This is a genomic window from Bradyrhizobium sp. USDA 4501 (genome assembly GCF_054062115.1).
This window is the reverse complement of sequence record NZ_JBSSEX010000001.1, coordinates 440,130-466,152: the sequence shown is the minus strand read 5'-3', so window position 1 is coordinate 466,152 and position 26,023 is coordinate 440,130. Positions and strand designations below refer to the sequence as shown.

26 protein-coding genes are annotated in these 26,023 nt (G+C 63.2%); 12 read left to right on the top strand and 14 right to left on the bottom strand.

Annotation, left to right across the window (positions count from 1 at the left end):
- Window positions 1–43 precede the first annotated feature (43 nt).
- The 11 genes from ACVWZM_RS02335 to ACVWZM_RS02285 all read right to left on the bottom strand — a co-directional run bounded on the left by ACVWZM_RS02335 (window position 44) and on the right by ACVWZM_RS02285 (window position 10,334).
- The gene (locus ACVWZM_RS02335; RefSeq protein ID WP_456851693.1) at window positions 44–1,009 is read right to left on the bottom strand and encodes a LysR family transcriptional regulator; all 966 of its coding nucleotides are present in this window, start codon (window positions 1,007–1,009) and stop codon (window positions 44–46) included.
- A gap of 219 nt (window positions 1,010–1,228) precedes the next feature.
- The gene (locus ACVWZM_RS02330) at window positions 1,229–2,206 is read right to left on the bottom strand and encodes a 5-oxoprolinase subunit C family protein (protein ID WP_456851691.1); all 978 of its coding nucleotides are present in this window, start codon (window positions 2,204–2,206) and stop codon (window positions 1,229–1,231) included.
- Window positions 2,196–3,071: a 5-oxoprolinase subunit B family protein gene (locus ACVWZM_RS02325; protein WP_225646064.1), complete on the bottom strand. Its 876-nt coding sequence runs from the start codon at window positions 3,069–3,071 to the stop codon at window positions 2,196–2,198. Before ACVWZM_RS02325 ends, ACVWZM_RS02330 begins: the two co-directional genes overlap by 11 nt.
- A gap of 42 nt (window positions 3,072–3,113) precedes the next feature.
- Window positions 3,114–4,514, bottom strand: a complete 1,401-nt coding sequence (locus ACVWZM_RS02320) for an acetyl-CoA carboxylase biotin carboxylase subunit (protein ID WP_456851689.1) — start codon at window positions 4,512–4,514, stop codon at window positions 3,114–3,116.
- 17 nt (window positions 4,515–4,531) lie between these two features.
- Window positions 4,532–4,774 (bottom strand): acetyl-CoA carboxylase, encoded by a 243-nt coding sequence (locus ACVWZM_RS02315; protein WP_018270951.1) that lies wholly within the window; start codon window positions 4,772–4,774, stop codon window positions 4,532–4,534.
- 40 nt (window positions 4,775–4,814) lie between these two features.
- The gene (gene pxpA / locus ACVWZM_RS02310) at window positions 4,815–5,543 is read right to left on the bottom strand and encodes a 5-oxoprolinase subunit PxpA (RefSeq protein WP_028345053.1); all 729 of its coding nucleotides are present in this window, start codon (window positions 5,541–5,543) and stop codon (window positions 4,815–4,817) included.
- An 89-nt stretch (window positions 5,544–5,632) separates the two neighbouring features.
- A complete protein-coding gene (locus ACVWZM_RS02305; protein WP_456851687.1) occupies window positions 5,633–6,820 on the bottom strand; it encodes an ABC transporter substrate-binding protein in 1,188 nt (395 codons plus the stop codon).
- A gap of 31 nt (window positions 6,821–6,851) precedes the next feature.
- Window positions 6,852–7,925 (bottom strand): branched-chain amino acid ABC transporter permease, encoded by a 1,074-nt coding sequence (locus tag ACVWZM_RS02300; protein ID WP_456851685.1) that lies wholly within the window; start codon window positions 7,923–7,925, stop codon window positions 6,852–6,854.
- Window positions 7,926–7,928: 3 nt separating this feature from the next.
- Entirely contained in the window at window positions 7,929–8,843 is a 915-nt protein-coding gene (locus tag ACVWZM_RS02295; protein ID WP_057017115.1) for a branched-chain amino acid ABC transporter permease, read from the bottom strand.
- Between the two features lies 1 nt (window position 8,844).
- Window positions 8,845–9,567, bottom strand: a complete 723-nt coding sequence (locus ACVWZM_RS02290; RefSeq protein ID WP_057017116.1) for an ABC transporter ATP-binding protein — start codon at window positions 9,565–9,567, stop codon at window positions 8,845–8,847.
- Window positions 9,564–10,334, bottom strand: a complete 771-nt coding sequence (locus tag ACVWZM_RS02285; RefSeq protein WP_076826283.1) for an ABC transporter ATP-binding protein — start codon at window positions 10,332–10,334, stop codon at window positions 9,564–9,566. The genes ACVWZM_RS02290 and ACVWZM_RS02285 overlap by 4 nt, the downstream gene beginning before the upstream one ends.
- A 100-nt stretch (window positions 10,335–10,434) precedes the next feature.
- On the opposite strand from ACVWZM_RS02285, the gene ACVWZM_RS02280 reads away from it, so the two are divergent.
- On the top strand, window positions 10,435–11,355 hold the full coding sequence (locus ACVWZM_RS02280; protein WP_076826285.1) for a LysR substrate-binding domain-containing protein: 921 nt from the start codon (window positions 10,435–10,437) through the stop codon (window positions 11,353–11,355).
- A 153-nt stretch (window positions 11,356–11,508) separates the two neighbouring features.
- Here the strand turns inward: ACVWZM_RS02280 and ACVWZM_RS02275 are convergent, their stop codons facing one another.
- Window positions 11,509–11,871, bottom strand: a complete 363-nt coding sequence (locus tag ACVWZM_RS02275; RefSeq protein ID WP_244558736.1) for a hypothetical protein — start codon at window positions 11,869–11,871, stop codon at window positions 11,509–11,511.
- A gap of 8 nt (window positions 11,872–11,879) precedes the next feature.
- A complete protein-coding gene (locus tag ACVWZM_RS02270) occupies window positions 11,880–12,410 on the bottom strand; it encodes a hypothetical protein (RefSeq protein ID WP_456815977.1) in 531 nt (176 codons plus the stop codon).
- Between the two features lie 66 nt (window positions 12,411–12,476).
- Here ACVWZM_RS02270 and ACVWZM_RS02265 point away from each other — a divergent pair, with 66 nt between their 5' ends.
- A complete protein-coding gene (locus tag ACVWZM_RS02265) occupies window positions 12,477–13,088 on the top strand; it encodes an exopolysaccharide biosynthesis protein (protein WP_076826288.1) in 612 nt (203 codons plus the stop codon).
- A gap of 109 nt (window positions 13,089–13,197) precedes the next feature.
- Window positions 13,198–13,470 carry a DUF2312 domain-containing protein gene (locus tag ACVWZM_RS02260; protein ID WP_016842183.1) on the top strand — a complete coding sequence of 91 codons (273 nt, stop codon included), beginning with the start codon at window positions 13,198–13,200 and terminating at the stop codon, window positions 13,468–13,470.
- Between the two features lie 216 nt (window positions 13,471–13,686).
- Here the strand turns inward: ACVWZM_RS02260 and ACVWZM_RS02255 are convergent, their stop codons facing one another.
- Window positions 13,687–14,280 (bottom strand): alpha-ketoglutarate-dependent dioxygenase AlkB, encoded by a 594-nt coding sequence (locus ACVWZM_RS02255; RefSeq protein WP_307720382.1) that lies wholly within the window; start codon window positions 14,278–14,280, stop codon window positions 13,687–13,689.
- Window positions 14,281–14,789: 509 nt separating this feature from the next.
- Between ACVWZM_RS02255 and ACVWZM_RS02250 the strand changes: the two genes are divergently transcribed.
- The 9 genes from ACVWZM_RS02250 (at window position 14,790) to ACVWZM_RS02210 (ending at window position 25,985) form a co-directional block, all read left to right on the top strand.
- Complete coding sequence (locus tag ACVWZM_RS02250; protein WP_083714936.1) at window positions 14,790–15,776, top strand: ABC transporter permease; 987 nt, start codon at window positions 14,790–14,792, stop codon at window positions 15,774–15,776.
- A gap of 59 nt (window positions 15,777–15,835) precedes the next feature.
- The gene (locus tag ACVWZM_RS02245; RefSeq protein ID WP_456851682.1) at window positions 15,836–16,858 is read left to right on the top strand and encodes a sugar ABC transporter substrate-binding protein; all 1,023 of its coding nucleotides are present in this window, start codon (window positions 15,836–15,838) and stop codon (window positions 16,856–16,858) included.
- 115 nt (window positions 16,859–16,973) lie between these two features.
- Window positions 16,974–19,085, top strand: a complete 2,112-nt coding sequence (locus ACVWZM_RS02240) for an ABC transporter permease (RefSeq protein ID WP_456851680.1) — start codon at window positions 16,974–16,976, stop codon at window positions 19,083–19,085.
- A 3-nt stretch (window positions 19,086–19,088) separates the two neighbouring features.
- On the top strand, window positions 19,089–20,207 hold the full coding sequence (locus ACVWZM_RS02235; protein WP_057017124.1) for an SMP-30/gluconolactonase/LRE family protein: 1,119 nt from the start codon (window positions 19,089–19,091) through the stop codon (window positions 20,205–20,207).
- Complete coding sequence (locus tag ACVWZM_RS02230; RefSeq protein WP_456856602.1) at window positions 20,204–21,745, top strand: sugar ABC transporter ATP-binding protein; 1,542 nt, start codon at window positions 20,204–20,206, stop codon at window positions 21,743–21,745. The genes ACVWZM_RS02235 and ACVWZM_RS02230 overlap by 4 nt, the downstream gene beginning before the upstream one ends.
- Window positions 21,746–21,794: 49 nt before the next feature.
- Entirely contained in the window at window positions 21,795–22,550 is a 756-nt protein-coding gene (locus ACVWZM_RS02225) for a GntR family transcriptional regulator (RefSeq protein WP_028345041.1), read from the top strand.
- A gap of 111 nt (window positions 22,551–22,661) precedes the next feature.
- Window positions 22,662–24,338, top strand: a complete 1,677-nt coding sequence (locus ACVWZM_RS02220; protein ID WP_168856833.1) for an AMP-binding protein — start codon at window positions 22,662–22,664, stop codon at window positions 24,336–24,338.
- 11 nt (window positions 24,339–24,349) lie between these two features.
- Window positions 24,350–25,654: an acyl-CoA dehydrogenase family protein gene (locus tag ACVWZM_RS02215; RefSeq protein ID WP_057017126.1), complete on the top strand. Its 1,305-nt coding sequence runs from the start codon at window positions 24,350–24,352 to the stop codon at window positions 25,652–25,654.
- A gap of 136 nt (window positions 25,655–25,790) precedes the next feature.
- Entirely contained in the window at window positions 25,791–25,985 is a 195-nt protein-coding gene (locus tag ACVWZM_RS02210; protein WP_456835193.1) for a hypothetical protein, read from the top strand.
- The last annotated feature ends 38 nt before the right edge of the window (window positions 25,986–26,023 follow it).

Sequence of the window (26,023 nt, the reverse complement as noted above, 5' to 3'; positions counted from 1 at the left end):
ACAGCCGGACGGCGTCAAGTCGAATAAAACGGAAACTGATATTCTAGATTTCGATGGCCTCCTCGGCCTGATGTCGGTGGTCCATGCTGACCGGCGGCCGGGCCGGCCCGACGCCGGCAACCGCAAAGCGCATGAAATCGCGAAAAGCCATCGCAGCCTCCGATGGCTTGGTGTCGCGACGCCAGGCAAGACCGATGTCCATGCTGGGCACCTCGTCCTCGATGACGCGGGTCTCGATCCGCTGTCCTTCCAGCGACCAGGGCCGGTAGATCAGGTCGGACAGAATGGCGATCCCCATGCCGCCGGCGACCATGGAGCGGACGGCTTCGACCGAGGAGGTACGGAACACCGTCTTCGGTTCGAGTGAGGCGTTGTTCCAATAGCGCATCGAGGTGTGCTTGGCCTCGTCGACCGTGAGCATGACATAGGGATAGGTCGCGATGTCAGCGAGGTGGACCCGCTCGGCGCGGGTCAGGGGATGCTCGGGCGCAAGCCACAGCCGGCGCGGCGATCGCAGCAAGGTCTCGCTGGTGAGCATGGCGTTGTCGCGCAGGTTCGAGACCAGCATCACCGCGAGCTCGAGCGCACCATCGACGAGTGCGCGCTCGAGCACGTCGCGCGGCGCCTCGAACAGCTCGATCGTGATCCCGGGGAAACTCGCCTTGAAGCGCATCTGATGACGCGGCAGGAAGTAGCCCGACACGGTGTAGGTGACGCCGACGCGGATCGTCCCGAACAGGGGGCCGGCGGACATCTGCGTGTCGCGCACCGCCTCGGCGACGGCGGCGAGGATATGACGGCCCTGGGAGAGGAAGCGGCTGCCCTCCATGGTGACGGTTACGCCGTTCGGCGTGCGCTCCAGCAAGCGGGCGCAGACGGTGGCCTCGAGCTGCTGGATCGCCGCGGTGACCGCGGATTGCGAGACGTTGAGATCGATGGCCGCCTGGCTGATCCGCCCGGTCTCGGCGGCGGCGACGAAGTAGCGGATCTGTTTCAGAGAAACGGACATCGCGGTTGTTCCGATGTTTGCACAACTCATGAGCAGTGTTTCTCAGCCCGAATGTGTCCGCTGCAACTCTCGTGCCGTCCGGGCGGACAGCACACCGTGGCACAGACCTCAGATGTGCGAGCGCGCAATCGACAGCCACAGGTTTAGACGTGACCATGCGCGATCGCTCCGGCGCCCGCGGCCGAGGCCCGTTGGCAGATGCGGTGGGCCCCCTCGCGATTACGCCATGGCGCTGCGAAGCTTGCCCAGCAGCTCGGTCCGGCTCTTGCGTGCCGCAAGCGCCTGATCCATGTCGACCTTGACGAACTTCACCGGCGTGTTGGGCTGGAGCTGACCGATCAGATCCATGTCCGCGGCGATCACGGTGCCGACCATGAAGTAGCCGCCGCCGGATACGGCGTCGCGATGCAGCACGATCGGTTCGGTGCCGCCGGGAACCTGGATCGAGCCGTAGGGATAGCAGGCATCGGTGATGTTGGACGGATCGGAGCCGGCGCCGAACGGCGGTTCGCGCGGAACGAATTCGAGCGCCTTGCCACCCTTGAAGCGGTAGCCGATGCGGTCCGCTTCCGGCGCGACCTTCCAGGTGTCGGAGAAGAACCCGCTGCCGGCGGCCTCGGTGATGCGGTGCCAATAGAGGCCGGGCATGGCGCGCAGCTCCGTCGGCATTCCCGCCGGCTGCCCGCGCAAATCGTTGGCGACGGTGCGGCCGTCCTTGACCGTCACGCTGGCACGGCCGACCGGGAATTCGTCGCCGGCCTCGAGCTTGCGGCCCTTGAAGCCGCCGAGCGCGCCGAGTGCGTAGGTCGATCGCGAGCCGAGCACCACGGGCACATCGATGCCACCGGCGACCGCGATGTAGCCGCGTGCGCCTCGCTTGAGGAAGTCGAAGGAGAGGATCTGGCCACGCTTCACCTTGAAGCTGGTCCAGGTCTCGCGCGGCTCGCCGTCGAGTTTCGGCGGCAGCTCCGCGCCGGTGACGGCGACCGTGGCGTCTTCGGTGAATTCGAGCTCGGGCCCGATGAACACCGCCTCAAGCACGGCTGCGCCTGCATCATTGCCGACGAGCAGATTTGCGGCGACCAGCGCGTGACGGTCCATGCCGCCGGAGAGCGGGATGCCGATGTGATAATAGCCGGGACGTCCGAGGTCCTGGACGGTGGTCGCAAGACCCGGCTTCAAAACCCTAACGGCCATGGAGAACTCCATCGAGCTTGCTGTTGTAGCCATCAATGTCGCGGTTGAACTCGGTCAGCGAGAACGAGACGTCGCGGATCACGGGCGCAAACCGGCCGGCGTCGACGTCGGCGACCGCGGCGTCATAGGCTGCCCGGTCGATCGGTTTCCATTTCACGATGTCGCCCGGTTTGAACAGGCACATGAAGTCGCGCAAATAGCTGATGGTCTGATTGGGATCATAGATCGGCATCGGCGTGATGCCGAACATCTGGTAACCGCCGGCGCCGCGCACCGAATAGATGCAGCTGAAACAGCCGCCATGTCCGACGGTGAGCTTTGGCGTATCCGTGCGCGGGCGCAGATATTTCGGGGCCTGAAGCTGCCGCTTGCGCTCGACCATCTGGTAAAGGAAGGGGAGGCCGGCGACGAAGCCGACCATCGAGACGAACCAGGGCGCGCTGGAATGCGCCTTGATGAAGGCATCGACGCTGTCGAGGCCGTTGATCCGCGCGGCGTATTCGAGGTCGGTGCCGTCAGGATCCTGGTGACGCTCGCGGAAGCGCATCAAGGTCTCACGGGTCCAGGGGTCGTTGTAGAGCACGGGAATCTCGATGATCCGCGTCTTGATCACCGGTTCCGATTTCTCGGATGCGGAATCCAGCCGCTTCAGCTCGGCGAGGAGATCGTCGGGCTTGATCCGCTCCGGATCGAACTTGACCTGATAGGACGCGTTCGCCGGACAGATCTCGGTGACACCCTTGATCCTGGCATCGCGCACCGCATTGGTGATGAACAGGCTCTTGAAAAAGGCCTCGAGCGACATCGCTTCGCCGACCTCGGCGAAAATGTGCTCATCGCCGCCGAAGGAAAATCGAGTTTGCATGCTAGCGGCCTCCTGTTGCTGACGGGGCGGATTCTCTCGCCATCATGAGGCGACCTTCGCAGCTGATGGCGGCTGAGCGGTGGCAAGCGTGGCGGCATGGGACTCAAGCCAGGGTTCGAGCCATGCCGTGTGGAAGCGTCCAGCCTGGACGTCGGCGTCGCGCGCCAGCGCCTGGTGCAGGGGCTTGGTCGTGAAAATGCCTTCGACGCTGAGCTCGGCGAGCGCGCGCTCGAGTTTCTTCATGGCGCTCGGCCGATCCTTGTCGTGCACGATCAGCTTGCCGAGCAGGCTGTCGTAGAAGGGCGGCACCGTGTATCCCTCATAGAGCATGCTGTCGAAGCGAACGCCGTCGCCGACGGGCAGGTTGAGCGCGCTCACCGTGCCCGGGTTGGGCAGGAAGTTTCTGGCGGGATCCTCGGCGTTGATACGGACCTCGATCGAATGGCCGCTGACGCACATCTCGTTCTGGCTGATGCGCAAACGTTCGCCGCCGGCGATCCGGATCATCTCGCGGACGAGGTCGATGCCGGTGATCATCTCCGTGACCGGATGCTCGACCTGGATGCGGGTGTTCATCTCCAGGAAGTAGAATTCACCGGTGGCGTCGTCGTAGAGATATTCGAGCGTGCCGGCGCCGCGATAATTGACCGCTCGGGCGAGTGCCACAGCCGAGGTGCAGAGCCTCTCCCGCACGGCCTGGGTGAGCGAGGGCGAGGGGGCTTCTTCCCAGACCTTCTGGCGGCGGCGCTGCAATGAGCATTCGCGTTCGAAGCAATGGATCACGTCGTGTCCGTCGCCGAGCACCTGCACCTCGATATGCCGCGCGCCTTCGATCAGCTTTTCGACGTAAAGCCCGCCGTCGCCAAAGGCCGCGAGTGCCTCGGCCTGTGCCTGCGGCATCAGATGCTGAAACTCCCCGGGGGACCGCGCGATGCGGATGCCGCGTCCGCCACCCCCGGCGGCGGCCTTGATCATCACTGGGAAGCCGGTCTTCTCGACCAGCGCGAAGGCCGCTTCGGCCGATTCCAGCTGCCCCTGGCTGCCGGGGACGGTCGGCACGCCGGCCGCGGCGGCGGCCTCGCGTGCCGCGACCTTGTCGCCCATCAGCCGGATCGATTGCGCGGTCGGGCCGACAAAGATCAATTCCGCCGCTTCGACTGCGGCAGCGAACTCGGCGTTCTCGGCCAGGAAGCCGTAGCCGGGATGGATGGCGTCGGCACCGGTGCTCCGCGCCGCGGCGAGGATGGCGGCCTGGTTGAGATAGGATTTCGACGCCTGCGGCGGACCGATATCGACCGCTTCGTCGGCGAGCCTGACCGCGAGCGAATCCTGGTCGGCCTTGCTGTAGACCTGCACGGTTGCAATGCCGAGATCGCGCGCCGCGCGGATGATGCGCACCGCGATCTCGCCGCGATTGGCTATGAGGAGCTTCTTGATCGCCATGGCTGGTCGAAGAGCCCCTAAACGTCGATTTCGGCGATCGGCTGGCCGGCCATCACGGCATCTTCATTCTCGGCCAGGAAGCGGACGATCTTGCCGGCGATGCCGGCTTTCACCTCGTTGAACGATTTCATCACCTCGATAAGCCCGATCGTGTCGCTCTCGGCGACGGCGTCGCCGTCGTTCTTGTAGACCGGCTTGTCGGGTGCGGGCTTGCGATAAAAGATGCCTGGGAGCGGCGAGAAGATCTGCTGCGTTGCCATCGTTTCCTCTTGAGAGTCTTTGGTTCGTTGCCGCGACGGTTCAGCGCGCGGTGAGATAGGGGCGCACCGCCTCGCGGACGGCTTCGGCGATGGCGACGGCGTTCGGCGTGTCGGAGTGGATGCAGATCGAATCGGAGCCGACCACGATGTCGTTTCCGGCCACCGTGCGCGTCTTGCCTTCATTGACCGCCCTTGCGCATCGGGTGGCGGCGTCGGCCGGATCCTTCGCCTCGTGCTCGCGGGTGATGATCAGGCTGCCGTCGGCATTGTAGTCGAGGTCGGCATAGTATTCGGCGACGAAGGCATGACCGCGCCGCTCGTAGACCTTCTGGTGCAACGTTCCCTTCATGCCGAGCAACGGCACCTTGTAGACGTCGGCGGCATCAGCCACGGCTTCGGCGATCTCCTCGTTGCGCGATGCCATGCCGTAGAGTGCGCCGTGCGGCTTGATGTGATTGAGCGCCATGCCTTCGGCATCCAGGAAGGCCTTGAGTGCGCCGATCTGATAGAGCAGGCAATTGGCCAGCTCTTCGCGGTCGATCTTCATCTCCCGGCGACCAAATCCCTGCAGATCGGGCAGCGACGGGTGCGCCCCGACCTTGACGCCAAATTGCTTGGCGAGCTGCACGGTCTTGCGCATGTGATTGAAGTCGGAGGCATGAAAGCCGCAGGCGACGTTCGCGACGTCGATATGAGGCATCAATGCCTTGTCGTCGCCCATCTTGTAGAGGCCGTAGGCCTCGCCCATGTCGCAGTTGATCACGACCATCTCCTGATTTCCTTCCAACTGGCTTTGCATATGACCGGCGAAGGCCGCCCCGGGTATGACTGGCGCACCCAGGGCGGCGCATTGCCGGGTTACTTGGACACCAGATAGTCGAGCGGGATCTTTTCCGAGATCGTCCACTGGTCGATCACCTGCGGCTTGCCGGCCTCGGTGTCGACGATCAGGTAGCGACCCTGATTCTGGTGGTGGATGTCCTTGGTGAAGCTGCGCGGCCCGAACAGCGTGGACTCGTTGTTCATCTTCTCGAGCTCGGCCACGACGGCTGCCGCATCGGCCGATTTGGCGCGTTCGACCGCCTTGGCCCAGACGTCGATCAGGACGTAACCCGGATAGACGTACTGGCTGGAGGGGTCACCGCCGGTGACCTCCTTGTACTTCTTGTTGAACTCGTTGACCTTCGGGTTCGGATCGTCGCCATAGACCGAGCCCTGCACCGGGACGTAAAAGTTCGAGAGGTCAGGAACGGCGTTCATCCAGTAGCTGCCGTCGACACCCGACCCGTTGAGGATCATCGACTTGATGCCGGCGGCGCGGATCTGCTTGATGGCGGAGACAGCGCCCGGCATCATCGTGCAGAGCATGATGGCGTCAGGCTCCTTCGGCAGGCTCTTGATGCGCGTGATCTGCGAGGCGATCGAGGCATCGTCGTTCTTGAAGGTGTCGCTGCCGACCAGCTTGGCCTCCTTGAGGCGCGGCAGCATCCAGTCGAAGCCGTCGCAGATGCCCTTGTTGTAGACGGTCCAGCTGTCGAGCAGCCGATAGAAGCTGCGTGCGTTCTTCTTGGTGTAAGCCCATTCCGACATGGTCGCTCCCTGCACCGGTGCCAGCACCGAGGCCGAGAACGAGAACGGGCCGACGCCGGGGATGCCGGCCTTGATCGATTCGGCACAGAGGAAGAAGGAAACCTTGCCGGCAGCCTGCGCCTGCAGCGCCGCGGGCGCGCCGAAATCGTAGTCGCAGGAGACGATGACGAGGTCGGCACCCTGGTCGAGCACCGCAAGGCCGGCCTTGGCACCCTCGGCCTGATCGGTCTTGGTGTCGGCAAAGACGGGCTTGATCTTCTTGCCGAGCAGGCCGCCGGCCTTGTTGATCTCCTCGATCCGGATCAGTGCCGCGTCCTGCGCCGGCTTGTCGTAGGCTTGCATGAATCCGGATGCCGCGGTCGCAAACCCAACAACGATCTCGTTGGCTGCCCGGGCAGGCGTGAACCAGAGCGCGGATGCTCCGGCCAAGATGCTGAGTAATGTCGTAAAGCGCATATCCCCACTCCTCCAATTGTACAAACAAGCGTCAGTGCAGTTCCTTCAGCGCGGTCTGGACCGGTGGCGTCAGGCGGCGCTGCAACGGCCATCGACGCCAGGAGAATTCATGGTTGCGGGTCAGTCCCGTCGGCAAGTACATCAGGATCGCGATGGTGATGATGCCGATCGCGATTTCCTGGACACCGTTCGGCAGGCCGACGGTGTGACCGCCGAGGCTGATGCCCTTCTCGAGATTGCGGAACAGCTCGATCAACACGGAGATCGCGACCACGCCCGAGACGGCTCCGCTGAGGCTGTACATGCCGCCGACCACCAGCATCGACAGCGTGATGAACGTCGTCCGCAGATAGAATGCGCCGGGATTGACGATGCTCAGGAAATGCGCGTAGAGCGCGCCGGCGAGTCCGATGATGAAGGCGCTGACGACGAAGGCGATCAGCCGTTCGCGGACGATGTCGATGCCGGAGGCGCTGGCCGCGACCGCTTCGTCTCGCGTGGCGCGAAGTGCCAGTCCGGAGCGCGAAATCGAGTAGAGATAGGCGATCGCGATGGCCACGGCGCCGCCGATCCATCCGGTCCAGACATTCATGGTGGGCGGAATGCCGACGATCGAACCCTGTCCGCCCGTCACCGAATCCCAGTTCGAATAGACATTGTTGATGACGCCGAGCAGGCCGAAGGTCGCGATCGAGGCGGCGATGCCCGAAAGGCGCATGATGACGCGCCCGACGATCAGCGCGAACAGTGCCGCAAACAGTCCGGATATCGGCGTCGCTACCCACATCGGCAGTTGCGCGTGGAGCAGCCATGCCGGCAGGCCCTTGAGCGTGATCGACTTCATCACCGGCGGAATCGTGAGCCAGGCGGTCATGTAGGCGCCGAGGCACATGAAGCTGATATGGCCGAACGACAGCAGGCCCGAATTGCCGACGAAGACGTAGAGCCCGACCACCACCATGATGTTGATGAACATCTCGACCACGGTGCGGTTGAAGGCCCGGCTACCGAATTGATAGGAGAGGGCCGCCATGATGAGCAGCGCCACGATCAGCACGATCGGCGTGATGATCGTTTGCCGGATGACGGACGGCCGCTGCGACATCGATCAGACCCTCTGCTTGGCGGATTTCGGTGCGAACAGGCCCTGCGGCCGCACCAGAAGGACGACGATGACGGCGCCGTAGACGAAGGCGTCGCGGAATACCCTGGCGTCATGCGGCAGGGTCGCCTGGAACACGACGCTGGCCGCACCGATCAGGAAGCCGGCGGCAACGGCGCCGGGAATGCTGCCGAGGCCGCCGATCACGGTCGCGATGAACGCGATCAGCATCACGTTGGCGCCCATGCCGATGTCGGCGGTGCCGGAATTGGTCGCCAGGATCAGGCCGATCGCCGCCGCCAGCATGCCGCTGATGGCGAAGGCCAGCAGGATCACGCCGTTGGCGCGGACCCCGAGCATGCGCGCCATGGTGAAATTGTCGGCGGCCGCGCGCATCTCGAGCCCGTAGCGCGTGCGCTTGAGGAACAGGACGAGGACCACCAGCACGGCCAGCGTGATGATGATGGTCACGACCTGGAGCATCGGGATGTGAGCGCCGAGGAATTCGACCGGCAGGCCGAGGCTCGGCCACAGCGTGATCGACTTCGGCCGGCTGGAAAACAGCATCAGCAGGAGATGCCGGATCACGAAGCCGAGTGCGAAGGATGCGATCATCATCGTCGCCGGATTGGCATTGCGGAAGCGGCGGAAGACGACGATCTCCGACAGGATCGACAGCGCGGCGCCGATCAAGAGCAGCAGCGGGATCAGCAGATAGAACGGTAGCTGCCCGGCAAAGACGATCGCCGCCGCATCGATCGACGGCCACAGCATGGCGAAGACGCAAAACGCGATGAAATCGCCGTGCGCGAAGTTGACGAGCCGCATCACGCCGAAGATCAGGGCGATACCGAGCGCGCCAAGGGCGTAGAGGCTGCCGAGGCTGAGGGCATCGAAGATGATCTGGAGCAACTCGCGCATCTCAATGATCTCCGAAGCCGAAATAGGACTGCTTCAGACGATCATCCCTGACCATATCGGCCGCTGGGCCCTCGAGCACGATGCGGCCGCCGCGGATCAGGACCATCCGTCCGCCCGTCATCATGGCGCGTGTCGAGCTCTGCTCGACGATCAGGAGTGTAAGCTTGCGCTGTGTCCGCAGCCGCACCAGGATCTCGTAGACCTGGTCGATGATCTTTGGCGCAAGGCCGAGCGACGGCTCGTCGATCGCCATGATGCGGGGCGCGGCCATCAAGGCGCGGCCAATGACGAGCATCTGCTGCTGGCCGCCGGAGAGCATGCCCGCCGGGGTGTGGCGGCGCTCGGCCAGCATCGGGAATTCCTCGTAGACCTGATCCAGGTCGTCGGCGATCTTCTTGCGGTCGGTGCGCATGCCGGTTCCGACCTTCAGATTCTCCTCGATCGTCAGCGCGCCAAAGACATTGCGTCCCTCGGGAACCAGGGAGAATCCGCGCCGGGCGATGTCTTCGGGTGCGGCACCCGTGATCTTTGCGCCATCGATCATGATGGACCCGGAGCCCGGTGGCACGACGCCTGCGATGGCGTTGAGCAAGGTCGACTTGCCGGCGCCGTTCGGGCCGGTCACGAACAGGATTTCGCCTTCATCGATCTTCAGCGTCAGGCCGCGGAGAGCCGTCAGGCGGCCATAGCTGACGGTGATGTCGTCGACGGCAAGCAGCGTCATGACGCAACGGCCTGTTCGGCGGCGACCGGAAGCAGCTCGTCGCGCTGCGTGCCCATATAGGCGTGCCTGACCGCGTCGCTGTCACGGATCTGAGCGGGCGGGCCGGCTTCGATGACCTCGCCGGAATCGAGGACGTAGATGCGCTCGCAGAGCTCGAGCACGAGGCCGATATTGTGCTCGATCAGCAGCACCCCGACATTGAGCTCGCCCGCGATCCGCCGGATGATGGCGGCAAGTTCGTGGCTCTCATGCTCCGACATTCCTGCCGCCGGTTCGTCGAGCAGCAGATAGCGCGGTGTGCACATGATGGCGCGGCCGATCGCGACGCGGCGCTCGTCGGTATAGGGCAGGGCGCCGGCGATGGTGTTGGACAGATGCGAAATGCCGAGCCAAGCCATGACGCGCTCGGCTTCACCGATCGCCTCCGGACGGGATTGGCCCAGGCCGACGCCGGTGACCTCAAGGTTGTCCATCACCGGCAGGTCGCGGAAAAGTCGGCCCGACTGGAAGGTTCGCGCCACGCCTTTGCGGCGCAACTTGTGCGCTGCAATGCCACTCAGCGTCTCGCCTTCCAGTTCCACGGTTCCGGCGCCAACCGGCTGGAAACCCGTCAGCACATTAATAAGGGTGGTCTTGCCGGCTCCGTTCGGACCAATCAGTCCGGCGATACGTCCCCGCGGTACGGTCAAGGTCACGTTGGACAGCGCCTTCAGGCCTTCGAATTGGACGCTGATATCGCGAGCGACCAACTCCAAACCATCGGACATGACCTCAATGCCTCTCACTCGCGAACCGATGGATTGATTTTTCCGGTCCGCCGGGGGATTGTAAAATTCGAAATATCGTTCGCTGATATCGGAAATTTTTATGTCTCTGACGTTCCGTCAGGTTCGGCATTTCATCGCAACCGCCGAGACCGGGCGCGTTTCGGCCGCCGCGGCGGCGCTCAGCGTGACGCAATCTGCGGTCACCGCGTCCATCAAGGCGCTCGAGGCCGAGCTCGGCCACAAGCTATTCGACCGTCACTCGAACGGCGTGACGCTGACCTTTGACGGACGGGAGTTCTTGCAGCGTGCCCGCGCCATCGAGGCCAGCGTATCGGATGCGATACGCGGGCCGCATCGCTGGGGAATGCAGGTGGATGGCACCGTCGATGTCGCCGTCAGCTACACCATCGCTGGATATTTCCTGCCGCCCTTGTTGTCGCGCTTCTGGCGGTCATTCCCGGGCATCACGGTGCGTCTTCACGAGTTTCCGCGCGACGCGATCGAGCAGAGCTTGATCAGCGGTAGCGTCGATGCAGCCATCATGCTGGTTGCAAACTTGCATGACCGGCACTCCATTCGCTCGCGGCTCTTGTTGCGCTCGCCGCGTCGCTTGTGGACTTGCGTCAATCATCCGCTGCTTCGCAAGGACAGCATCAAGCTGGCAGACCTGGCGAGCGAGCCCTATCTGATGTTGACCGTCGATGAAGCCGAACGCTCCGCGATGCGTTACTGGCAGCATACCGCGTACGTGCCGAACGTCATCTTCCGGACCCTGTCGGTCGAAGCGGTTCGCAGCATGGTCGCAACCGGCATGGGAATTACAATCCTGTCCGACATGGTCTACCGTCCCTGGTCGCTCGAAGGACATCGCATCGATCTCAAGACGCTCGATGACGACGTCCACACCATGGATGTCGGGCTTGCCTGGAAGGACAAGGCGAAGCTTTCTCCGGCGGCTCGCGCGTTCTGCGAGTTCGTCGCTCATTCCTATCCTGGATCCGAGCCGGTCCAATTTGAATAGCGGACTTGCCCTGCCAAGACGGGGCTTGAGCTTCTACCTCAGCGCCTTTCCTAGGCCGGAGCCTGGTCAAACCGGTCCATGATGGATTGGGCCGAAGGTTGCCGACACGTGCCTCTGCTCCAGCGTCGAACAGGGCAAAGGCGGCGCAGGACGTCAGGAGGTACCTGTCGGCTTGGACATTGCTGAAAGCGCGCGTCTCAGGGCGGTGGCGGCGACAACGCCTGCGCAACAGCCGGCGCCTTTGACGAATATGTCTTTTATGTAGCCATGCCTGCCGGCTAGCAGCTTTTGAATGAGTTCGAAGCCGACAATGACGGCGAGCAGTGCCAGCAGGATTGGCAGGACATGCTTCGGATAGGCGAGCGAAAAGACGGCTCCGACAACGAAGAGCGCGGCAAAGCGATCGGCGTTTGGCGATATCAACGTGTGGGGACGAAATGCCAGCGTCATATCGGTGACGATGAAGAGGCCGAGGATCAAACCCCAAGCCAAAAATCGGAATGCGGTTTGGGGCATTTCTGAGCTCAACGGGCCATGCTGCCGGGCGCGGCATTGAGCGGTGCGCCGCCAATCGAAACGGGACCTGAAGGCCTGGCGGCCCGAGGCGGCGGCTTTCTCGGCTGCGGGGTAGTTGGCGCGATCGGGGCACGCGGCACCTCGGCCGTAACAGGTGGCGGCGGCGCTACCGGCGGGGGCAGATGCTGCAACTCTTCGACCTTCGAGGTCAGGACCGCCAACTGGTCGGTAATGGCCTTCAACTGCGCCTGCCCGTCGGCTACCGACCGATCGAGTGCGGCGAGGTCTTCCTCGAGCTTCTGCTGGGCCGCGAGGAGAGTTGGCAATGCCTCCTTGTCGCTCGTCGTCGTCGCCCCGCCGGACGATTCGTGGCTTATGGCGGGGACCAATGCCGCGACTTCAGGCCAAGCGTAGACGCCGCCGGCGCCGACAAGGGCGACGACGACGATCAGAAGAAACCACGGCCAGCGGCGGCGACCGGCGGGCAGGGGGCTGTTCGGCGCATGGCCGTGCCACGCCTGGTCGGAATCGTTGTCCATCAATGCTTCCTAGGCGCCTCTGGCATTCGTTGCAATCGATACGGAGTTCGACCATGTTACCGGGTAATGCTTCATTTGCCCGTTCCCCGCTCAGCGCCTGCCCGTACTTCCCAGCTCCTCGAAGAACTCGTTGCGCAAGCACCTGACGGCCCCGTCGACCTCGAATGGCTCCTCAGCCATCTGGACAGGCGCTCGTTCGGGCTGCTCCTGCTGTTGCTGGGGCTGCTTGTGATCGTCCCCGGCGTGGCCACAATTGCGACGCTGGCCCTCCTGTTTCCGGCGGTCGAGATGATGTTGGGGCACAGTGCTCCATCTTTTCCTCGCTTCCTGTCGAAGCGGCCGTTCGACTTCAAGCGATTCAAGCGGTTCACCGTCAGGGCGGGCCCGCTGCTGCGCGCGATCGAGAGCATCAGCCGGCCGCGCTGGAACGCGCGCCATGACGTGACTGACCGGCTTGTTGGGTTGGTCGTGTTCCTGCTGGGTCTGTTGGCGGGCTGGCCCCTGCCTCTGGTCAATGTCATTCCCGGGATTGTGGTCGTCCTGATCGCGATCGCCTACCTGCAGGAAGATGGTCTGCTGCTGGCCGTAGCAATGGCGGCCGCGGTGATGTCCCTGCTTGGCCTTGGATGGACGCTCTGGACGTCGGCCGCGGCCGTGATCAGCTGGATCGCGTTCTGAAATACCGCGGCAAGCCGCGGGATAGATGCGCTACAGGAACCGATGAAGCTTAAGACATTGGTTATCACTTTGCTTTCATTTTCACCGCCTCATTCAACAAAGAGGCACCATGTCTGACATCACCATTCCCGGCGGAAAAATTCGTTCTTTCATCGAGCGGATCGAGAATCTGGACGCTGAACTGCAGGAACTGAACGAGCAGAAGAAGGAAGTTTTTTCGGAAGCCAAGGGTGAGGGTTTCGACGTGAAGATCCTCAAGGAGATCGTCAAACTGCGAAAGCAGGATCAGGATGAGCGCGACGAGCGCGAATCGCTGCTCGATCTCTATATGCGCGCCATGGAAACGGCACCGGCCGACAAGGCTGCTGCGAAAGCGGCGTGAGACGCCCGCTGCGTTCCCCGCGATCGACACTCCGGGGGCGCGCGATCTCTCGGCGGACGAACTTCCCAAGTTCGTCCGCCCCCGTCCCATCAACCATTCGCGCGGCGTTGGTCGCACCTTCCGCTCATGATTGCGTCTTCCGATCGGATCGAAGTAGCGCTCGATCAGGGTTGATGCGGCGATGCGCAGCGGAGCGCTGGAACCGGCAATCCAAGGTTATCGCGACGCTTTGGCGCCCCGCACCGTTTCGACCATGGTTCGGAAGGTGATCGAGTATCTGGGGGCCTCGACCGGCGGAATGCTGTGCTCCCATATCTGCCGTGCATCACCGGCCATCAGGTAGAGTGATCGGGGCGCCGCATCGAGCGTGAACCGCTCCCATCCGTTTTCCGTCCGACAACGAAAACGGAACTTGCATGCGGATCCCAGGGACAGTCCAAAGATCCGGTCGAAATGCGGCTTGTCGCGGTGCCAGCCGATACCGACGCCGCGATCATACTCGGTGCACAGGATCTGCCCGATCTCGGTCGACGCGCCGCCGAAGGATTGGATCGCGGCGACGATGCCGTTTAACCAGGACGGGATCGGTTCGGCACATTCCAGTCGGCGCGACCCATAGTCGTACCGGTAACCGAACGAAGCCACGCGGCGCTTGCCTTCGAACTGTCCGAACTGGAAGGGGGCAAGCGGAAGTGCCCGGATGTGGCGGATGAGTTCGCCCTCGGCCGCTTTGGAGATGAAATCCGGCGCGTAGTGCAGACCTGCCGGTCCTGCGGCGGGCGCATCGAACATCGACAGTTGCTCGGACAAATCTGGTACCGTCAGTGTTTGCGAACCTGTCACGAATATGGGCGCGCCGAGACAGAATTCAAACCGGCCGTCAGTTCGCTCGGGCTTCCACCTGGCGCGGCTTCGATGGGCGAAAGGCGGCGTCAAAGCTCGGTCTCGGCATTCTCTTTCGCCACGATCTTCAGGCCTTGGCCAGGAGCGATTGCCGCAACGTCGTCGGCTTCGTTCCATCGCCGCGGGTGACGGCGCTATGAGGACCAGTTGGCCTTAGGGACAGGCTCTCAAGCCGAATGTATCCAATACAGCAATGTCGGCTTCAAAAGGACCGATCGAACTCGGAAAATGCGCTTCGATCGCGGACGCCAGAACATACATATATCCATTTAAATATAGATAGTTATGGAGGGCTTCAGGTGTGAATATATCTTCCGTCAAACCAGCTGCTGTCCAAAATTTGGATACGAAGATTGACTTCTGGATACATTCTGTTCAATTTCCGCTCACAATAAAATCAATCCTGGGAGGACCCGGTGACCGGCAGTTCGGGCGCGCGCGGGGCGAAATTGACGCAGACGACGGCCGTGCTGGTGATGTGCGCGGTCCTGATCGTCATTTTTTCGATCTTCCTGAAGGGCTTCCTGACGCTGGGCAATCTGTTCGCGCTGGCGCGCAACATTTCGATACTCGGCATTCTCGCGCTCGGCATGGCCGTGGTCGTGATCGGACGTGGACTCGATCTGTCGCAAGTCGCCTCCTTTGCCGCTTCCACCGCGATCGCGATCATTCTGATGAACTCGGGCTACGCGACGCCGGTCGCGCTGCTGATCGGCTTCGTGATGGCGATCGCCATCGGCGTCCTGAACGGGTTTCTGATCTCGGTAATCGAGATGCCGCCGTTGCTGACGACGCTGGCGTCGAGCCTTGCGGTGCTGGGGATCGTGCGCACCACAGCGGTGCAGCACTATGTCGTCTATCTTTCCAAGGGGCATGACGAATTCCTGCGGCTCGGCGGCAACATCTGGGGCGGCGTTCCGATCTCGATCCTGATCTTCGCGGCCACCGCGGTCGTCGTGCATCTTTTCCTGTCGCGCACCGTGATCGGGCGCTTCGTCTATGCCCATGGCGACAATCCCGACGCCGCGCGTCAGACCGGTCTGCCGACCCGCCCGCTGACCATGATCGAGTACGCGCTGTGCGCCGCGATCGGATATGTCGGCGGTGTCGTGATGGTCGCGCAGACGGCGCTGATGCATCTCCAGGTCGCGGAATCGACGATCATTTTCGACGTCATCATGGTTGTGGTGCTCGGCGGCGTCAGCCTCGTCGGCGGCCGCGGCAACGTGATGAGCGTCATCGCCGGAACGCTGCTGATCGGCGTGCTGCTGAACGGCATGACCATCATGGACATGGACGTGCAGACCCAGAACATCGTCAAGGGTGTCGTGCTGCTGATCGCGATCCTGCTCGATTCCCGGCTGCATCCGCGCGACGAGGAGACGTCGAAGCAGGGCGATTAAAGCTCTGCATCAACCAACGGGCCGCAACAGTCGGCCGACATAACAGGGGAGGAATTGACATGACGAAAGCTGTGCACAGGAGGGCGTTTGCCGGCATCGGGCTGGCCGCGATGGTGGCAACCGCCGCGCTGGTGGCTGCGCCATCGCAGGCGGCCGGGCCGCGCGACCAGCTGCGCGAGAAATTCGACAAGTCGCTCAAGGGCAAGACGGTGGCCTGGTCGCCGGTCTGGATGGGTGTTCTGGAATCCGAATGGACGCGCGTGATGAAGGATCGTTTCGACGATTACGGCATCAAGCTCGTCACCCGCGACGCCAACATGAAGTCCGACATCCAGCTTCAGACCGTCAGCGACTATATCAACGACAAGCCCGACGTGATCGTGGTGCAAAATCCGAACGTCACGCTGCTCGCCAAGGAGCTCAAGCGTGCGATGGACGCCGGCATCTATGTCGTGCAGGTCAACATGGCGTCGAATACCCTGACCGATGCCTATGTCGGCGTCGATGCCAAGGATCTCGGCACCAAGATCGCGCGCGAGGTCATCAATCAGTGTGGCGGCGGCAAGGGCTCCGGCGAGGTTGCGATCCTTGAAGGCGAGGCGACCGCAGCCTATTCGCTCGACATGAAGAATGGCGCGATGGAGGTGTTCAAGACCGACCCGTCGATCAAGGTCGTATCGTCGCAGCCGACCAGCTGGGACGCCAACAGGGCCGGCGACATCACGACCACCGTGTTGCAGCAGCATCCCAAGCTGTGCGGGATCCTCAGCGTCTGGGGACCGCAAACCGCGGGCGCGGCGCAGGCGATCAAGGCCGCCAACATGGGCGACAAGGTGAAGGTGTTCGTCGCCAGCGACGGCCAGCCTGCGGATTGCGATCTGCTCGAGCAAGGCGCGTTCTCCGCGAACCTGTCGTATCGCGCCGACGTGCAGGGCCAGACCATCGCCGACGCGGTGATTGCGCTGTTGCAGAGCGGCGACAAGCCGGGCGCGAAGAACATCGCCTATTACACGACCCCCGCCTGGGTGAAGTCGAAGGACGATCGCATGTACTGCTTCAGCATCCCGAAGGGCGCGAAGTAAGTCGTTCCGGCGCCCGCGCCCACCGCGGCGCGGGCAGGCCGGAGCTGTCGATCCCAATCCCCCGCGTCGTCCCGCCGTTCGGCCGCTGCTGCGCCGAGCCCGCCGGAGTCTGTTGATGAAGAGCCTGCAACGAGCCTGGCACCGCCATTCGCCCCAGTTGTTCCTGGGCGAACTGCTTGAGAAGCGCTGGATGGAGCCGATCATTCCATTCACGCTGACGATCGCGGTTTTCCTGGCCTTCGCGATCATGATCCCGCGCTACCTGACGGCGGGCAGCCTGCAGGAACTGATGCGGAATTTCGCGGAGCAGGGGATGGTCGCGGTCGCGATGGCTTTCTCCGTGCTGTCGGGCGGCATCGACCTGTCGGTCGGCGCGGTGTTCGCGATGTCGAACTTCCTCGCGCTCTATCTGTACCTCATCCTCGGGCTGCCGCTGCCCGTGACCATCGTGCTTGTCATCCTGTTCGGCGCGGCGATGGGCGCGATCAACGGCGGCCTGATTGCCTACGGCAAGACCCGGCCGTTCCTGACGACGCTCGTCGTCCTCATCATCGTCCGCGCCGCCTACAACAAGGTGACGGTTGCGTTCACGAACGAACTCGCGAGCATCGACAGCGGGTCCAGTACGTGGGACTTCATGGGCTCGGGGAGGGTTCTCGGCATTCCCTTCAACATGCTGGTGCTGATCCTGCTTGCGGTCGGAACCCACTTCTTCCTCACCCGCATCAAGCCCGGCGTCCACATCATGGCGGTCGGGTCGAGCCGCAAGGCGGCCCGCCACGCCGGCGTCAACGTCAAGCGCGTGCTGTTCTCGGCCTATGTGATGTCGGGCGCGATCGCGGCGCTGGCGGGAATCCTCTATGCCGCGCGGCAGAGCAGCTCCGGCACCGACACCGGCGTCGGCTGGGAGATCAACGCGCTGGCCGCGGTGGTGCTCGGCGGCATCAGCCTGGCCGGCGGCCGCGGTACCATCGCGCGCGCCGTCATGGGCGCGGCGATCATCTTCATGCTCACCAGCGGCATGGTCCGGCTCGGCATCTCCGGCAACCTGACGACCGCCATCATCGGCATCATCCTGCTGCTTGCAGTCGGCTTCAACGTGAAGTGGGTCAAGAACAAGGGCAAGGTGCTGCAAAAGGTCTACGTCACCCCAAGCTGGGTTGATTTCGAGCCGCCGCCGTCGGTCGAGCGGGGCAGCGGCACGCCGTTCGCGGAGAACGATCGCCTGAAGAACGCGGAAGCGATCGCGCTCGACATGATCGAGGGCCCGGAAGACATCATCCTTGACCGCAAGGACAACCTCTACACCGTCAACCGCAACGGCTCGATCATCCGCTTTCTCGCGCCGGACTATACCGTGCGCGAAGAGTTCGCGCGCATCGGTGGCCGGCCGCTCGGGTTGGCGTTCGATCGGGATCAGAACCTGCTCGTCTGCATCGCGGGCATGGGCGTTTACGGCGTGAAGCCCGATCGCTCGGTCTTCAAGGTCACCGACCGCACCACGCGCACGCGTACGCGCCTCAAGGACGACTCGCGGCTCTATCTCGCTGACGATCTCGACGTCGCGCCAGACGGCAAGATCTATTTCAGCGAGGCCTCGACCCGCTATGAACTCACCGACTGGGCGCTCGACGGCTTCGAGGGGCGCGGCAACGGCCGGCTGATCTGCCACGATCCGAAGACCGGCACCACCAGGACGGTCCTCAAGAACTTGACGTTCCCGAACGGCATCTGCATTTCGCATGACGGTCAGTCGGTGCTGTGGGCCAGCACCTGGCTATGCCAGATCAACCGCTTCTGGATCGCCGGCCCGAAGGCGGGCACCAGCGAAATCCTGATCGACAACCTTCCGGGCTATTGCGACAACATCAACCGCGCCTCCGACGGCAAGTACTGGCTCGCCTTCGTCGGCCTGCGCACGCCGGTCTACGACCTTGCGATGCGCAACCCTGTTTTCCGCACCCGCATGGTCAAGCAGATCCCGCCGGACGAATGGCTGTGTCCGGGCATCAACTACGGCTGCGTGGTCAAGTTCGACGACAACGGCGTGGTGACGGAATCGCTCTGGGATCCAGGCGGGCTTTCGCATCCGACCATCACGTCGGTCCGTGAACACAAGGGCTATCTCTATATCGGGGGTCTGGAGAACAACCGCATCGGCCGCATCAGCCTGCAGGACGCCGACCCGACCTGGGAAGCGCACAAGTCCTATTGGGGAAGGGCCTGAGCCATGTCTCTGCTTGGCGATATCATCGATCGCGTGCTGTCCCCGAACCGGGAAATTCACGGCATTCCGGTGCTCGACGGCGCCTTCTCCCCGAACCAGCGGCTCGATCAGGCGCGCCAGCTCGGCGACGAGATCGAGCGACCGGACGACATTGCGCTCGGGCAGGACGGTGCGCTCTACGTCTCGACCGGCAACCACGTCCTGCGTTGCACGGGAGACGACTTCAACACGCGCACGGAGTTCGCGACGCTCGACGGCCCGGTCGGCGGGCTTGCCTGCACGCCGGACGGCCGGCTGCTCGCCTGCGTCTCCGGCGTGGGGCTGGTGGCGCTTTCGCCGGCTGGCGAGATCATCGGCAAGCTCGAAAGCGTCGGCGGTGAAAAGATTGCCTGTCCGCTGTCGGTGACGGTCGCGCCGGACGGGGCGATCTACCTGACCGACGGCTCGCGAAACAATCGGCCAGAGCATTGGCTGACCGACCTGATGCAGAACCGCGCCCCCTCGGGCCGGCTCATCGCCTGCAATTCCTCGCTCGGCAGTGCGAGCGTGCGTGCGGACAAGCTCGCATGGCCGCTCGGCTTGGTCGTATCCGGCGACGGCAAGGAGGTCTGGGTCGCCGAATCCTGGACCCACCGCCTGACCGCTTTTTCACGCACGGGTGACGACAGGCGCGTGATCGTCAAGAATCATACCGGCTACCCGGCGCGTCTTGCCCGAGGCGCGAACGGTGAGGTCTGGATGGCCTTCCTCGCGCTGCGCACGCAATTGACCGAATTCGTCCTGCGCGAGCGGGCATTCTGCGAAGAGATGATGCGGACGGTGCCACCTGAGCTTTGGATCGGGCCGGCGCTGGATGGCCGCCTCAATCCGCGCGAACCGACCCAGATCGGCCGCATCAAGAAACTCGGCATCCAGAAGCCGTGGGCGCCGCCGCGTTCCTATGGTCTCGTCGCCCGGCTCGACGACAAGGGCGCGGCGACCGAGACGCTGCACAGCCGCGTCGATGGTCGGGTTCATGGAATCACCGCCGTCCGCCCGATCGGCTCGCGCGTGCTGGCGGTGTCCAAGGGACGCGATTGCCTCGTCGAACTGCCTCCTGGTCGCGGCATGCAAGAAGGATGAACGCCATGGCGGCCGAACAACAGGCAGGAACCCCGCTGCTTCAGATCGTCAATGGCAGCAAGGTCTATGGCGGCCTGCACGCGATCGATGCTGTCAATTTCGATCTGCGGCCGGGCGAAATTCACGCGCTGCTGGGAGAAAACGGCGCGGGGAAATCGACGCTCTGCAAGGCGATTGCCGGTGCGATCGTGCTGACCTCCGGCGACTACCTGATCCAGGGGCGCAAGGTCTCGTTCGCCTCGCCAAAGGAAGCGCTCGAGGGTGGGGTCGCGATGGTCTACCAGGAATCCAGCCTGGTCCCGTCGATGACGGTGGCGCAGAACCTTGAACTCGGCATGGAGAAATGGGTCACGGTCTACAGCAAGATCAACATCGCCGCGACCCAGTCGCTGCAATCGATGAACTTCAACGTCGACCCGCTGGTGCTGGTGGAGAATCTCGGAACCGCCAAGCGGCAGATGGTCGAAATCGTGCGTGCGGTTCGCCACAACGCCCAGGTCTTCATCTTCGATGAGCCGACCGCATCGCTGACCCCTGAAGAGACCCAGCACCTGTTCCATCTTCTCAACACCCTGAAGGAGAAGGGCGCCGGGATCATCTTCATCTCGCATGCGCTGGAAGAAGCATTGAACATCGCGGATCGCATCACCGTGCTGCGCGATGGCAAGCTGGTCGCCACCGTACCGGCGAAGGACGTCACGCGTGACGCCCTGGTGCGGATGATGGTTGGCCGTGAGGAAACCGCAGCGCAGTACGCGACCCACGGGGCTGATCCGGATGCGCCGAAGCCGCATGCCTCCCGCGGTGAGAAGGTGCTTTCGGTCGAGAACGTGACGATGGGCAGCATCGTCAAGAACATGTCGTTCTCGGTGTTCAATGGAGAAGTCGTCGGCATCTTCGGGCTGGTCGGGGCAGGACGCTCCGAGATCGCGCAGATCGTCAGCGGCGCCCGCAAGCGCAACTTCCTGCGCGGCGGGATGATCTATCTGCGGGACAAGCCGATCCGCTACCGGGTGCCGCGGCAGGCGGTGCGCGACGGAATCGCCTACATCACCGAGGATCGCAAGGTCGACGGTTTCTTCGAGACGATGACGGTGGATCAGAATATCTATCTTGGCTATCTGTCGTCGCCGCGCGTCAAGCGGTTCCTTTACTCCGCGCGCGAGATGAAACGGATCGCCGATCAATGGATCTCGGCGCTCTCGATCTCTGCATTGAAGCGGACGCTGAAGATTGTCGAATATTCCGGCGGCAACCAACAGAAAGTCGTGGTGGGAAAGTCTCTGGCCCAGGAGCCTACGGTGGTCATCTTCGACGAACCGACGCGTGGTGTCGATGTGAGCGCCATTCCACAAATTCACGAGGCGATTCGCAGGCTGGCGCGCGAGAACAAGGCGGTTGTCGTTATTTCTTCTTATCTGCCGGAGATTCTGGCTATCTCGGATCGGATCCTGGTCGCTCGCGGCGGACGTATCGTCGAGGAAATGGCACGGGCTGATGCGACCGAGGACAAGATCATGTACGCGGCCATTCATTGAAGGAGGGCCTTTCATGAGTCCTTATCAGCGGCCTCCCCATTGGAAGGACATGACGCGGGACGGCAATGAGGACGATCCGGAGTCCCGTCGCCTGATGAGCGAGAGGATCGCAAGCGAGATTCGCAGCGCGGTGCTGAGCGGCGAGATGCGGCCAGGCACGCGGATTCGGCAGGAGCTTCTTGCGGCCCATTTCGGAGCCAGCCGCATTCCCGTGCGCGAGGCGCTGAAGCAGCTCGAGAACGAGGGGCTCGTCGTCATGGCGCCGAACCGTGGCGCCTGGATTGCGGACGTCAATTCGGAAGAATCGATCGAGATCTACAAGATCCGTGAAGCGGTCGAGCCGCTTGCCATCGGCGAAAGCGTTCCAAATCTGACCGACGAGGATATCGAGACTCTTGACCGCATTGTGCGCGAACTTGAGCAGGTCACCACGCTCGAGGAGTACATCCAGCTTGATCGGGAGTTTCATCTACGGACCTATTCGCGGGCGCGGATGCCGCAACTGCTCGCGATGGTCGAACGCTTCTGGAACAGCACGCAGCATTTCCGGCGACAGTTTGTGAGCGAGACCTATGCCAAGGACGGGTTTCCGTTCTCCGATCCCCAGCATGTCCTGATCATGGACGCGATCCGGGCGCGCGATGTCGAAGCTGCACAGGTGTTGGTGCGTCTCCACATCCGGCGCACGCGCGTTGTCATTCAAGCAAAAGAGAGTGGGGCGGCCCAGCCGCCCCTTGCAAGCCGTGCCGCGCTTCCGCATGCGCGTCTCGGCTCGGTCTATCGAGGAAAAAGTGCCAATGAGTAGTGGCGGCGAACGCCTTTTGCCACGGTTCCTGCTGCGCCAGGTGGCGGCGGGCTATAGCGGCCGCCGGCCCGGACGGGGCTGCCATCGTTGCGACAGTGGTGGCAAGCGGCGATGACTGTCGACCTGGATTCCGTGTCGCGTGCACGCGCTTACGAGGAAGCCGCGGGCCGGCTGCGCGCGCGGCTCGGGGAATCGGTCGCTCCGCCCGATCCCGGAAGGCGGACGGCGCTTGATCTGTTTCGAGCCGCGCCGCGCGAGGCGCCGGCCGTGTTCTATTTCGATGCGACGCAGACCTATGCCGATATCGATCGGCTCAGCGACCGGCTCGCCGCCCGCTTCGCGCAAAAAGGAGTCGGGCGCGGCGATCGGGTCGCCGTCATTCTTCAGAATGTGCCGCAGTTCGTCATCGTCAGCGTAGCGGCCTGGAAGGTCGGGGCCATCGTCGTCAGCCTCAACCCGATGTACCGCACGCCAGAGCTTCGCAAGCTGTTCGGGGATTGCGAGCCGAAGGCGGTGATCTGCCACGACGATCAATGGGAGAACGTTTTCCTGGCCGCCGGTTCGGTCGATTCCGAGCTGGTGTTCTGGACCGGCGCTCGGGAATTCCAGCTGCGAAACGATGTCCGGGTGCTGCCGGTGCCGGGCGCAGCTCCGCAGGCCCGGGCGCTGGCGACGGTTTTTGCCGAAAATGCAGCTGCACCACCGGCACCGGTTCTGACGTCCGACGACATCGCCCTTCTCTTGTATACCTCCGGAACCACGGGCGTTCCAAAGGGCGCCATGCTCACGCATCGCAATCTGGTGGCGACCGCGTTGATCTGTTGCGATCATTTCGAATTGAACGGCACGTCGTGCATCTTTGGGGTCGCGCCGCTGTTCCACATCACCGGCTTTGAAATCCAGATGGTCGCGGCGTTTGCCGCGCGTGCAGCGATGGTGCTGACCTATCGCTTCCAGCCCCAGGTCGCGCTCGATGCCTTCCTTGAATGGCGGCCGACATTCATCGTCGGTGCCATCACCGCGTACATCGCGCTGATGAACCAGGCTGACGCAACGAGCCGGCATTTCGAGAGCTTCGTACATATCTATTCCGGCGGCGCGCCGATCGCGCCCTCGGTCATCGATGCCTTTGCGAAACGGTTTGGACGGGCGATCCGCAGTTCCTATGGAATGACCGAACTGACCTCTGCAAGCCATCTTGCGCCCAACGAAGGTCGGATTCCGGTCGATCCCGACTCAGGCGCGCTGTCGATCGGCAGGCCGACTTCGGGCGTCGATGCGATCGTCGTCGACGACGAGCGCCGCCCGCTCGGACCCGGCGCGCATGGCGAGGTGGTTGTGCGTGGCTCAGGTGTGATGGCCGGCTACTGGAGGAAGCCGGCGGAAACCGACGAGGTGCTGACCAACGGCTGGCTGCATAGCGGCGACGTCGGCTTCTTTGACGAGAGCGGCTGGTTCTACCTCGTGGACCGCAAGAAGGACATGATCTCCGCCTCCGGCTTCAAGGTCTGGCCGCGCGAAGTCGAAGACGTGATCTATGGCTTTCCGGGCGTGCGCGAAGCAGCCGTCGTCGGCGCCGCCGATCCCTATCGCGGCGAGACGGTGGTCGCCTTCGTCTCCGCTCAACCCGGCACCGTGATCGATGTTGCCGCGCTCTCGCGCTTCTGCCGCGAGCGACTGGCGGCCTACAAGTGCCCGGTCGACATTCGCGTGCTGGACGATCTGCCGAAGACGGAATCCGGAAAAATCACCCGAAACACGCTCAGGGACGGCCTACGCGGCCGGTAAGGAGAATCTACATGGATATCACCCAAAGCGAGCGCAGCCAGCAACTGGCCGCGCGTCTCCAGCGCTTCATGATGGAGCACATCTATCCGAATGAGCGCCGATATTATCAGGAGGCCGAGCGGCTCGGGCCCTGGGCTGTGCACCCGGTTGTCGAGGAACTGAAGCCGCTCGCACAACAGGCCGGCCTGTGGAACCTGTTTCTACCCGCTCACGAGGACGGGCTGACCAATCTCGAATATGCCCCGCTGTGCGAGATCATGGGACGTTCGCATCTTGCTCCCGAGGTCTTCAATTGCAGCGCCCCTGACACGGGCAACATGGAGACCATCCTGCGCTACGGAACGGAGGCGCAGAAGGAACGCTGGCTGAAGCCCTTGCTGGCCGGCGAGATCCGTTCTTCCTTTGCGATGACGGAGCCCGACGTTGCCTCGTCCGACGCGACCAATGTGGCCAGCTCGATCGTCCGTGATGGCGACGATTACGTGATCAACGGTCGCAAATGGTACACCACCGGCGCCACCGATCCGCGATGCAAGATCATCATCTTCATGGGGCAGACCGATCCGCAGAATCCGGATCGTCACAAGCGTCAGTCGATGATCCTCGTGCCGAAGGAGACGCCCGGCGTGCATGTCGTCCGTTCGCTGCCCGTGCTCGGCTTCTACGGCGTCCCGGATCGTGCATCCGAGGTGATATTCACCAATGTACGCGTGCCGGCCGCCAACATGCTGCTCGGCGAGGGGCGTGGGTTCGAGATCGCGCAGGGTCGGCTCGGGCCCGGACGCATTCATCATTGCATGCGGCTGATCGGCCTCTCCGAGCGCGTGCTCGAGCGCATGTGCCGACGCGCGCTGAAACGCGTCGCCTTCGGCAAGCCTCTCGCCGAGCAAACCGTGACGCTCGAGCGCGTGGCCGAAGCGCGCATGAAGATCGACCAGGCGCGGCTGCTGACGCTCAGAGCGGCCTACATGATGGACACGGTCGGCAACAAGGCAGCGCGGCAGGAAATCGCGATGATCAAGGTCGTCGCGCCGAACATGGCGCAGACCATTGTTGATTGGGCGATCCAGGCGTTCGGGGGTGGCGGCACCAACAACGACCATTTCCTTTCGGCAGCGCTCGCGACGACGCGCTTGTTGCGACTGGCCGATGGCCCCGACGAGGTCCACCGCAACCAGATCGGCAAGCTCGAATTGCGCCGATGGCTCAACGTCGATCCCGCACGGACCGGCGGTGGCGCGGATCCGTTGTCGCCCGATGAATCCGAATCCTGGTCCGAAGGCGGCTTGTGGCCGCGCCCGAAAGATTTGCCATAGGCGGGTTGGGAAGGGGCTGGAGCCGGAGCGCATCGGCTCCAGCGCTGATCAACAAAAGGAGAGTTGTGAGCGATCTCACAGGGGGATGTCGAGTCCTGCACTAGTCAGGACTCTCCCAGAACCAACGGAGGTTCGCATGAAGCTCCTGATGATCGCCGGCCTGACCGCCATCGCGCTTTTTCTGGCTGCGACGAATGTCCCGAGATCGCATCCATCGTCCGTGAGCCACACATCGGTGGCAGGGATGCCCGCTGTGCAAGAACAAGACAAGCTGCCGGTTGAAGATTTCGACGATCGATCGCTGGTGTTTCCGAGGGGAACTCAGCAATAGAGAGAATGGTGCCGTCGTATCCGAACGCATTCGGTTCG